We start from the raw sequence: 11,030 nt of genomic DNA on the forward strand, positions 1-11,030 counted from the left end.
GATTCTTCCTCGAGAAGGTTAATTAAACCAAAGACCAATTTTATTTAAGAACATTCATGTTTGAAATTTCAGAATTAAAGGCTAAGAAGCTGCCTGAACTTCAGGAAATAGCCAAAACGCTACAGGTACCAAAATACCGTACGCAGAAAAAGCTTGACCTGGTATACAAAATCCTTGATTATCAGGCGGCCAATCCGCAAAAAGTTCAGGAGGTACTGACAGATGAAGAGGGAAAACCTCAATCCCAGGAAGACCAAAATACTGCCAGGAAACAGCGAAAAACCCGCCCCAGAAAAGAAAAATCCAGTACTGCAAAAAATCCTGCAGACCAACGACCGGTCTCTGAGAAAAAAGCAGATCACAAAGGAGAACAAAAAGAAAAGTCACAGGAAGCAAAACCTTCTTCTGACAACAGGAATGAGCAGAAAGGAAAGAAAGAAGATTCTTCCCGCCCGCAAACTTCTAAAGATTCTTCTTCGCGAAACCAACAAAAAGACCGCAAAGATCCCAGGCAGAAAGATGCACGGGATAACCGCAACCAGAATCGTGACAGTTCCCGCGACAATAATAACCGCGACAACAACGGGAACAGAGACAACTCAGGCAACCGCGACAGCGGGAACAGAGATACTGGAAACCGCGATAACAGAAATCGTTATAAAGAACCCGATTACGAATTTGATGCAATTATAGAAAGTGAAGGAGTACTTGATATCATGCAGGACGGATATGGCTTCCTTAGGTCATCAGACTACATGTACCTTTCTTCTCCAGATGATATTTACGTATCTCAATCCCAGATAAGACTATTTGGACTTAAGACCGGTGATACCGTTCTTGGCCAGGTAAGACCTCCAAAAGAGGGAGAGAAATATTTTCCGCTTATCAAGATCAGCAAGATCAATGGTCTTGATCCACAAGTAGTGAGAGACAGGGTTTCTTTTGAACACCTTACTCCACTTTTCCCTCAGGAAAAATTCAACATTGCCGAAAGACAAAGCACAGTTTCTACCAGGGTTATTGACATGTTCTCTCCTATAGGAAAAGGACAAAGAGGAATGATCGTTTCCCAACCAAAAACAGGTAAAACTATGCTCCTAAAGGATATTGCAAATGCAATTGCTGCAAATCATCCTGAAGTATATCAAATTATCCTGCTTATTGATGAACGCCCTGAAGAGGTAACCGATATGCAGCGTAATGTAAAAGGAGAAGTAATCGCTTCAACTTTTGACAAAGAAGCTCACGAACACGTACGTGTTGCGAACATTGTGCTTGAAAAAGCCAAGAGAATGGTAGAATGTGGTCATGATGTAGTGATCCTTCTGGATTCCATCACCCGTTTAGCCAGAGCATATAATACAGTACAACCTGCCAGCGGAAAAGTCCTTTCTGGAGGTGTTGATGCAAATGCGCTTCACAAGCCTAAGAGATTCTTTGGGGCAGCACGAAATATTGAAGGAGGCGGATCTCTTTCAATAATTGCCACAGCACTTACCGAAACAGGTTCTAAAATGGACGAGGTGATCTTTGAAGAATTTAAAGGTACCGGTAACATGGAACTTCAATTAGACAGGAAAATTGCCAATAGAAGAATTTTCCCAGCCATTGACCTTACCTCTTCCAGCACAAGGAGAGATGACATCCTGCTTGACGAAAACACACTTCAAAGAATGTGGGTAATGCGTAAGTACCTGGCCGACATGAACCCAGTGGAAGCCATGGAATTTATCAATGGCCGTATTACACAGACAAAGAACAACGAGGAGTTTTTAATCTCCATGAACGGCTAAGGATCATACCTTCCTAAAATGACAAAATCCGGACATCTTTTGATGCTCCGGATTTTTTATACCTCTTCGTCCTGCGCCCCCTCCTCGGGGAAAAGGAGAGCTGTTTGTGGTTCCTGAAAGTGATTTGGGAGTCGAGCACCTCCCCGTCCTGCGGACACCCCTCCTCAGGGAGGAGGGGACCTATTTAAAATTTCAAAAGAAGAAAAACGAAAGAAAGAACTGTCCACCAGGGTACGTCCACCTGAAAGATGGCAACCTTCAAAAAGCATCCTCCTTGTTTTAAGGAGGGGTGTTCGCGGTAGCGGACGAGGTGGTTAAACATACGAAACCCCACAGGTTTTCACCTGCAGGGTCTTTCTCAATTTTAAAAGTAAATTTCTCCGGGGCAAGCCCACGGAGCATTTTAGTGGAACACGTTTTCAAACTTTACAACATTTACTAACGAGGCAAGCCTCGGGGTATTTACCCTCCTATGAATAAAAAATGCCTCTCGTTTTACACGAAAGGCATTCCTATATAAATTGAACACTATCTTAATTAAAGCGCAGCTACGTGCTTAGCTAATCTTGATTTAAGATTAGAGGCTTTATTATCATGAATAATGTTTTTCTTCGCTAATTTGTCAATCATAGAAGCTACAGTAGGGTACAAAGTCTCTGCTTCCTCTTTTCCTGCCTCACGTAACTTTTTGATGGCATTCCTGGTAGTTTTATGCTGGTAGCGGTTTCTAAGACGTTTTGTCTCGTTGCTACGGATCCTCTTTAACGATGACTTATGATTTGCCATTATACTCTTATTAAATTAATTCTTTTTCTGTAGTCCGTAGGGGAATCGAACCCCTGTTACCAGGATGAAAACCTGGCGTCCTAACCCCTAGACGAACGGACCAATTTACTATTTCAAAGATGGCTTACACGACTTGTAAACCTTTGTAGTCCGTAGGGGAATCGAACCCCTGTTACCAGGATGAAAACCTGGCGTCCTAACCCCTAGACGAACGGACCATTTATTTTCAAATGCGGATGCAAAAATACAACTATTTTTGAATGCCGCAAATGTTGAGGAATTTTTTTTAAAAAAATTAATAAGCCTTTGCAAATAGCACCCTCCCCACCGATGGTTTCCCGGTGAAAACACAAACGCCTTCCTCTTTTTCATTATCAAAAGGGATTAAACGGATAGTAGCCTTTGTAAGCTCTTTGATCCTATTTTCTGTCTCTGCAGTCCCATCCCAATGTGCTGAAATAAAGCCTCCTTTTCCTTTAAGCACTTTCTTGAACTCTTCAAAATCGTTAACCTCCGTAATATGTTCGTTACGAAAAGCCTTCGCTTTATTGTGAAGATTCTCCTGAATCTCGGTCATAAGCCCTTTTACCTGCTCCACAACCTCGTTTTGCTGAACAAACTCTTTGCTCAGGGTATCTCTTCTCGCTAACTCCACAGAACCCTTTTCAAGATCTTTAGGACCAATAGCTATTCTTACAGGAACTCCCTGCAGTTCATACTGTGCAAATTTCCAACCTGGCTTTTGAGTATCGCGATCATCGTATTTTACCGAGATTCCCTGCGCCCGAAGATCGGCAGTAAGCTTATTGGCAACTTCCGAAATTTGATCTAATTGCTCCTGTCCTTTGTAGATTGGCACAATTACAACCTGTATTGGCGCCAGATTTGGAGGCAGCACTAACCCATTGTCATCACTATGCGTCATAATCAACGCCCCCATCAATCTTGTAGACACTCCCCATGAAGTAGCCCAAACATGCTCCAGTCCTCCTTCTTTTGTAGCAAATTTCACATCAAATGCTTTTGCGAAATTCTGCCCTAAGAAGTGAGAAGTCCCGGCTTGTAAGGCTTTTCCATCCTGCATCATTGCTTCTATACAGTAAGTTTCTACAGCCCCGGCAAAACGCTCACTCTCTGTTTTTCTTCCCTTTATTACAGGCATTGCCATGAAATTTTCGGCAAATTCTGCATAGATATTATTCATTTGTTCTGTCTCGGCCAATGCCTCAGCCTTAGTGGCGTGTGCGGTGTGACCTTCCTGCCATAAAAATTCGGCTGTGCGCAGAAAAAGCCTGGTACGCATCTCCCAGCGCACTACATTGGCCCATTGGTTTACCAGGATGGGCAAATCGCGGTACGACTGTATCCAGCCTTTATAAGTATTCCAGATTATAGCTTCAGATGTTGGCCTTACCACCAGTTCTTCTTCCAGCTTTGCATCAGGATCTACTATTAATTTTCCGGCATTATCGGGATCGTTCTTCAATCGATAATGAGTAACTATAGCACATTCTTTAGCAAAACCTTCAGCATTCTTTTCTTCAGCTTCAAACAGGCTTTTAGGAACAAAGAGCGGGAAATAAGCATTTTGATGTCCTGTTTCTTTAAACATTTTATCAAGTTGTGCCTGCATTTTTTCCCAAATTGCATAACCGTAAGGTTTAATAACCATACAGCCTCTCACAGCAGAATTTTCTGCCAGGTCGGCCTTCACAACCAGTTCGTTATACCATTTTGAGTAATCTTCTTTTCGGGTAGTTAGGTTCTTTGCCATCTCCAGTCTTTTGGCACAAATGTTGTACCTTGTTAGTGAAATAAAGTTAGCGCAAAACTAACTATTTTTATCTTTGTTCAATAAATAATTCAACGTCATGAATCGATACTACAAGCTTTTAAACGTGAGAAGCCTGGTTACAGCACTAAGCTCTCTGTTTTTATTAGCTTCCTGTAGTTCTTACCAGTATGCCGGCTATGACAACGACGGTATTTACAACTCCTCAGAAAATGAAGAGGCGTATACTGCTAATGATTACGAGGAATCTTATGAAGACGCCCTTTATTATAAAAATCTCTTTGGAGAAAAAGCCGCACAGTTTGATGCTGTTCCTGAAGATGGAGCCATATTTACTGATGTAGAAACATACTCATCTGGCCAATATGATGAAAATATGTTTGGAGCCGAAGGTTTGGAATATGAACCCGGCCGTGCCGCATGGGGAACTGATCCCGATGAGATTGCAGTAAATATTTATAACAACTATCCGTTTTACAGCCCATACCACTATGGGTATGGATTTGGCAACCCTTACTATGCCGGTGCTTATGGACCGTATTGGGGGGCAAATTATTATCGCTACGGATTTTACGATCCTTTTTACTTCGGACATACCTATGCGTACCCTTCCTGGAGATGGAATATTGGTTGGGGATATGGCTGGGGCGGATATTATGGTTACGGCCACAGGTACTCCCCCTATAACCCTTATGGATACTACAACAACTACCGTTCTTATAATACACGTGAAGTGGCTTATAATGCAGGACGCAGAGACAGCTATTCTAATCGCTACCGGAATACCGAAGCTTCAGAAAGCCGTGTTTCCAGAGTACAGGGATATTCTAACACCCGTAACGTGAGAGCTGCCGCAACAAGATCTAATAATGACAGAACCTATCAAACCCGTTCTACCAGGACAAGATCTACAGTAAGTCGTAGCAGTGATTCTTATGAAACTTATAGAAGTAGAAGCACAACCTCACGTAGTAGGTCTACACCTGCCGTAAGAAGTAGCACTTCAACAGATTCAAGACCTGCAGTGAGAACAAGTCGTTCTTCAAGAAGCAATAACAGTTCTTACCGGTCTTCTACGCCATCAGTAAGGTCCTCTTCAACAGTAAGATCTTCTTCGGCACCACGAACCAGTTCATCATCAACCAGGTCACGTGGCGGCGGTAGATAAATTCCCCCTAAAACAACTTCATAAATGAAAAGATTAATTTTTGCCTTCACAGCCATGATCTCCATGACTGTGGAGGCTCAAAATATAACAGATGCTGTAAGATATTCGACAACAGATCTTAATGGAACAGCACGATATCGCGCTATGAGTGGTGCTTTTGGCGCCCTGGGAGGCGATCTTTCCTCACTTAATGTGAATCCTGCCGGTTCAGCAGTATTTCTTTCAAGTTTCGCCTCGCTTAGTCTCAACGTGGAGAACAGTAACAACGACTTGAACTTCATGAACGGCTATAATTCCAGTTCCGACTCTAATGTTGATCTTGGGCAGGCCGGAGCCGTTTTTATCTTTAACAATAGAAATGAGAACGCAAACTGGAAAAAGTTTTCCCTCGGTTTTAATTTCAATAAATCCTCAAGTTTTAATAACACCTATTCGGCCAGGGGAAATAATCCCAATTCAATAGACCAGTACTTTCTCGCTTATGCCAATGGTACTCCCGTTGAATATCTTATCCCTTATAGAAATGAATCTGACGGCGAGGCTTATGCCAGGCTGGGAGAGACTTTGGGGTTTGGAGCTCAACAGGCTTATTTGGGCCTTTGGGGCGGAGTGATTGGCGTAGATAACCCGAATAACCTTCCAGAATCAGATCCTGGTTTTCTGGAACTTGACTCTTACAGCAGTATCTTATCACCGGGAACATACGATCAAATTTACACTTATACCGCAACGGGACTAAATGGAAAACTGAGTTTCAATTTCGCTTCTCAATACCAGGATTTCCTGTACCTGGGAATTAACCTGAATTCACACTTCATCAACTATGAAAGAATGACTTCTATTGATGAGGAAAATCTACAGGCACCCGATGAGTATGTATATTTCGAAGATCAATTAAATACTTTAGGATCTGGATTAAGCCTGCAACTAGGGGCCATCGCCAAAGTAGGTCAAAATTTAAGAGCAGGATTAGCCTATGAATCTCCTACCTGGTACACAATTTCTGAAGAAACAAGCCAGTATATCGAGACCGACATTGACTATGTAGAACCTAATATCGTAAACATTTACCCCGATTATAAGCTGCAAACTCCTGCCAGCTACACGGGAAGTTTGGCATATCTCTTTGGTGCATCGGCACTTATTAGTTTTGATTACACCTATAAAGACTACTCCACTACAAAATTCAAACCTACAGATGATCCTGCTTTTATGGAACAAAACAATATCATCTCCAATGAATTGGGAGGGGCTTCAAAATTTAGACTTGGAGGTGAGTACAGAATTCAGAATTGGAGCCTTAGAGGTGGATACAGGTTTGAGGAAACTCCTTATGCAAATGAACTACCCATGGGAGACCTTGAAGGTTATTCGGCCGGGATTGGATACAGCTTTGGAAATATCAAAATTGACTTTGCTTACGATCATTCTTCACGCGAAACAAACCCACAATTATATCAGGCGGGATTAACAGACAGAATGGGAATTTCAAGAGACAATTCAAATTATGTGCTCACCATAGGTTTTGGCTTGTAGCACATAGTTTTTTAATATAGAAAACAGCCTTCGGGCTGTTTTTATTTTTTCTCCTATTTCAGCCATTGAACTTGCTGCAACAGACTTCCAAAAAAGGGTTTAAATATGTATCTTTGCAAGCTTACTTACCAAGTGTTTTAGACGCTACTTTATATAGAATTATGAAAAAAGACAATATAGACGAGGCTATTGATGAAATGGGAGATGCTTTTGTAAGCCCCAATACAGACACTCCTATGCGTAAAGATGCCTTTGAAATAAGTGATGAGGAAAAGATTGAACGCATCCAAAAAGACGTACAGAGCATCCTGGACACCCTGGGCCTTGATCTTACCGATGATAGCCTTAAAGGAACTCCAAAAAGGGTAGCCAAGATGTTTGTTAAAGAAGTATTTGGCGGGTTGCACCCTCAATTGAAACCAAAGGCTTCAACCTTTCAAAACAAGTATAAATACGGGGAGATGTTGGTAGAAAAGAACATCACCCTCTACTCTACCTGTGAGCACCACCTGCTGCCAATAGTAGGACGAGCACACGTAGGATATATTTCCAACGGTACCGTTGTAGGGCTTTCAAAAATGAACCGCATTGTAGATTATTACGCCAAGCGCCCACAGGTACAGGAGAGATTGACCATGCAAATTGTAAAGGAGCTCCAGGAAGTATTGGGCACCGAAGATGTTGCCTGCGTGATTGATGCCAAGCACCTTTGTGTAAACAGCCGCGGAATTAGGGATATCGAAAGCAGTACCGTTACCAGCGAATACGGCGGAAGATTCAAAGATCCCGAAGCAAGACGCGACTTTTTAGACTACATCAATCTGGAAACCGAATTCTAAATCTGTACATTTTTTATGGCACTCTACCAGCAGCAGGAATTAAAGATCTACAACTCAATATCGGGAGAAAAAGAAGTTTTTAAACCTATCAATGAAGGTACCGTGGGCATGTATGTTTGCGGCCCTACGGTTTACAGCAATGTGCACCTTGGCAATTGCCGCACATTTATCTCCTTTGATCTTGTTTTTAGATACCTAAAACACCTGGGTTACAAAGTGCGGTATGTACGAAATATTACCGATGCCGGGCATTTAGAAAATGACGCCGACTCAGGGGAAGACAGGATCGCTAAAAAAGCACGCCTTGAGCAAATTGAGCCTATGGAAGTTGTGCAGCGGTACACTGTAGATTTTCACAATATTCTGCAGAAGTTCAACAACCTCCCACCCAGCATTGAGCCTACCGCAACCGGCCATATTGTTGAGCAGATAGAGATTATCAAGGAGATCCTTGAAAAAGGCTATGCATACGAAGCTAACGGTTCTGTTTACTTTGATGTCATCAAATTCAACGAATCTCATGACTATGGCAAATTAAGCGGAAGAAAGCTGGAAGACATGATTCCCAATACCCGGGAGCTGGCTGCACAAAGCGATAAAAGGAATCCGCAGGATTTTGCGCTCTGGAAAAAAGCCGAACCTCAACACATTATGCGCTGGCCTTCGCCATGGAGCGATGGTTTTCCAGGATGGCACCTGGAATGTACCGTGATGAGCTCAAAATACCTGGGAGAGGAGTTTGACATTCACGGCGGCGGAATGGACCTAAAATTTCCGCATCACGAATGTGAAATTGCACAGGGAGAAGCCGCTACAGGAAAAACTCCGGTAAATTACTGGATGCATGCCAACATGCTTACCCTTAACGGGAAGAAAATGGCTAAAAGCACCGGTAATAACATCCTTCCCAATGAGATCTTTACAGGAGACAATCCAAATCTCGAAAAAGGATTTGCACCTACAGTAGCACGGTTCTTTATGTTGCAGGCGAACTACCGCAGCATACTCGATTTCTCAAACGAAGCTCTTGTGGCCAGCGAAAAAGGTTTTCAGCGATTGATGGATGCGTATCATGCACTTGATCATCTTGAAACCGCAGCAACTTCCGATTTTGATGTAGCTGAATGGAGACAGAAGTGTTATGACGCTATGAATGACGATTTTAATAGCCCCATTCTCATCGCACAACTTTTTGAAGCTGTAAAGCAGATCAATATCATTAAAGACGGAAAAGCTAAGATTACAGCTGAAGACCTCGAGGTGCTAAAAAAGACAATATCCGACTTCATTTTTGACGTTCTCGGACTCATAGATACTGCTGAAGCTGCCGATAATGACTTCGGAAATAAACTTTCGGGCACGGTAGAACTGCTCATCAAATTAAGAGCAGAAGCCAGAGCTAACAAAGATTTTGCTACCAGCGATAAGATAAGGGATGAACTCCTGGAGATTGGGATTCAGCTGAAGGATGGCAAAGACGGCACCAGCTTTGCCATAGAATAATAAAACCTTCTTGTGAAAAAGTGGCTTACATATCCGCTTATAGGCTTGGTGAGGATCTACCAAAGGTTTATCTCGCCATTCACGCCTGCAAGTTGCCGCTACACACCTACCTGTTCCCAGTACACTGTTGAAGCCCTGCAACAGCACGGTGCTTTAAAGGGAAGCTGGCTCTCCATAAAACGAATTGCCAGTTGCAATCCGTGGGGAGGACAAGGATATGATCCTGTTCCAAAGAAACTTCAGGAGGAAAAATAATCAGGAAAGGCGCCAAATATGTATCTTTACCTTCCAACAATAAAACAATTTCATGCTTTTCAATAAAATCTACTGGAATCCTTCCGAAGGAATTGATCTGGGATTTTTCGTCATTCACTACTACAGTTTAATGTTCGTGGTTGCCTTCACCATAGGCTGGTACCTCATGAAGAGCATTTACGAAAGAGAAGGAATTGCTATTGAAAAACTGGATTCACTTTTTATTTACACCGTACTTGCTACGCTGATTGGCGCCAGGCTGGGACACGTTATTTTCTATGACTGGGACTATTTTCAAAACCACCTTCTTGAAATATTCCTACCCGTAAGATTTGAACCTGAGTTTGAATTCACCGGTTTTAGAGGTCTCGCAAGTCACGGGGCGGCAATAGGTATTATCACCGCCATGTACCTGTACTGCCGCAATATACTGCATAAGCCGGTTCTTTGGATCCTTGACAGGATTGTTATTCCCGTAGCTTGTGGAGGTATTTTTGTACGGATTGGCAACTTCATGAATTCTGAAATTATAGGAAAACCTACCAACAGCGATTTTGGAGTGGTTTTCACTAAACTGGGTGAGGATTTTGCCCGGCACCCGGCTCAATTGTATGAATCTGCATGTTATCTCGTGGTGTTTATCATTCTTTGGTACACTTACTGGAAAACTTTAAAAAGGGAAAAACTGGGTTATATTTTTGGACTTTTCTTAGTACTACTATGGTCTGTACGATTCTTTGTAGAATTTGTAAAAGAACCACAAGTAGGCGAAAGGGTCAACTGGGTATTAAACACAGGTCAATGGCTGAGCGTTCCGTTTATAATTGCCGGTTTCTACTTCATGTATAGGCCCTCGACTAAAAGTCGCGTAAAATGATAAGGAAAAGCACTTTTTACAGCATTTTTCTGGCTGCAAGCGTGCTGCTGAGCTGCAAGGACAACAAAGAACCTGTACAGCAGGATATCGCTGAACCTATTACTTTTACGAAAGAAGCCGAAGCTTATCTCACAAAAGAAACAGGTGACACCATCCAGCACCTGCAATTGGAAATCGCCGATGACGATTACCAGCGAGAAACTGGTCTCATGTACCGCTCCTCTATGGAAGATAATCAGGGAATGATCTTTATCTTTGAAGATGAAGCCCCACGTGGGTTTTACATGAAAAACACGAATATTCCCCTCGATCTCATCTTTCTTGGTTCAAATAATAAGATTGTAAGCATTCAGAAGAATGCCCACCCAAAGAGCCTGGAGACAATCCCTTCAGAAAAGCCGGCTCAATACGTTCTGGAAGTCAACGCAGGGCTTTCAGACCAATGGAACCTGGCTGTGGGCGACAGTCTCATCTTAAACAG

The 11,030-nt window shown here is 42.5% G+C and carries 10 protein-coding genes and 2 tRNA genes; 8 read left to right on the forward strand and 4 right to left on the reverse strand.

The window, feature by feature from the left end; all coding sequences use genetic code 11:
• Nucleotides 1–56: 56 nt before the first annotated feature.
• Entirely contained in the window at nucleotides 57–1,793 is a 1,737-nt protein-coding gene (rho, locus tag ACQ93I_RS15905; protein ID WP_431699382.1) for a transcription termination factor Rho, read from the forward strand.
• A gap of 537 nt (nucleotides 1,794–2,330) precedes the next feature.
• Here rho and rpsT read toward each other — a convergent pair.
• From rpsT to proS, 4 genes are all read right to left on the reverse strand, one after another.
• Nucleotides 2,331–2,579, reverse strand: coding sequence for a 30S ribosomal protein S20 (rpsT, locus tag ACQ93I_RS15910; protein ID WP_266071065.1), 249 nt, complete (start codon nucleotides 2,577–2,579; stop codon nucleotides 2,331–2,333).
• A gap of 30 nt (nucleotides 2,580–2,609) precedes the next feature.
• Nucleotides 2,610–2,681 (reverse strand) — tRNA-Glu (locus tag ACQ93I_RS15915).
• Nucleotides 2,682–2,725: 44 nt separating this feature from the next.
• Nucleotides 2,726–2,797 (reverse strand) — tRNA-Glu (locus tag ACQ93I_RS15920).
• 77 nt (nucleotides 2,798–2,874) lie between these two features.
• On the reverse strand, nucleotides 2,875–4,353 hold the full coding sequence (gene proS, locus ACQ93I_RS15925) for a proline--tRNA ligase (RefSeq protein ID WP_431699384.1): 1,479 nt from the start codon (nucleotides 4,351–4,353) through the stop codon (nucleotides 2,875–2,877).
• Nucleotides 4,354–4,450: 97 nt separating this feature from the next.
• On the opposite strand from proS, the gene ACQ93I_RS15930 reads away from it, so the two are divergent.
• The 7 genes from ACQ93I_RS15930 to ACQ93I_RS15960 form a co-directional block, all read left to right on the forward strand.
• Complete coding sequence (locus ACQ93I_RS15930; protein ID WP_431699385.1) at nucleotides 4,451–5,539, forward strand: hypothetical protein; 1,089 nt, start codon at nucleotides 4,451–4,453, stop codon at nucleotides 5,537–5,539.
• 24 nt (nucleotides 5,540–5,563) lie between these two features.
• Nucleotides 5,564–7,075 (forward strand): OmpP1/FadL family transporter, encoded by a 1,512-nt coding sequence (locus ACQ93I_RS15935; protein ID WP_431699386.1) that lies wholly within the window; start codon nucleotides 5,564–5,566, stop codon nucleotides 7,073–7,075.
• Between the two features lie 161 nt (nucleotides 7,076–7,236).
• The gene (gene folE / locus ACQ93I_RS15940; protein WP_266071069.1) at nucleotides 7,237–7,914 is read left to right on the forward strand and encodes a GTP cyclohydrolase I FolE; all 678 of its coding nucleotides are present in this window, start codon (nucleotides 7,237–7,239) and stop codon (nucleotides 7,912–7,914) included.
• A gap of 15 nt (nucleotides 7,915–7,929) precedes the next feature.
• Complete coding sequence (gene cysS / locus ACQ93I_RS15945) at nucleotides 7,930–9,417, forward strand: cysteine--tRNA ligase (protein ID WP_431699387.1); 1,488 nt, start codon at nucleotides 7,930–7,932, stop codon at nucleotides 9,415–9,417.
• Between the two features lie 12 nt (nucleotides 9,418–9,429).
• Nucleotides 9,430–9,672 (forward strand): membrane protein insertion efficiency factor YidD, encoded by a 243-nt coding sequence (yidD, locus tag ACQ93I_RS15950; RefSeq protein ID WP_431699388.1) that lies wholly within the window; start codon nucleotides 9,430–9,432, stop codon nucleotides 9,670–9,672.
• A 52-nt stretch (nucleotides 9,673–9,724) separates the two neighbouring features.
• Entirely contained in the window at nucleotides 9,725–10,549 is an 825-nt protein-coding gene (gene lgt / locus ACQ93I_RS15955; RefSeq protein ID WP_423818207.1) for a prolipoprotein diacylglyceryl transferase, read from the forward strand.
• Nucleotides 10,546–11,030 (forward strand): DUF192 domain-containing protein (locus ACQ93I_RS15960; protein WP_431699389.1); only part of this gene is annotated, 485 nt, incomplete at its 3' end. The genes lgt and ACQ93I_RS15960, both read left to right, overlap by 4 nt.

The sequence above is a fragment of the Salinimicrobium sp. WS361 genome, from assembly GCF_050750585.1.
Lineage (GTDB): Bacteria > Bacteroidota > Bacteroidia > Flavobacteriales > Flavobacteriaceae > Salinimicrobium.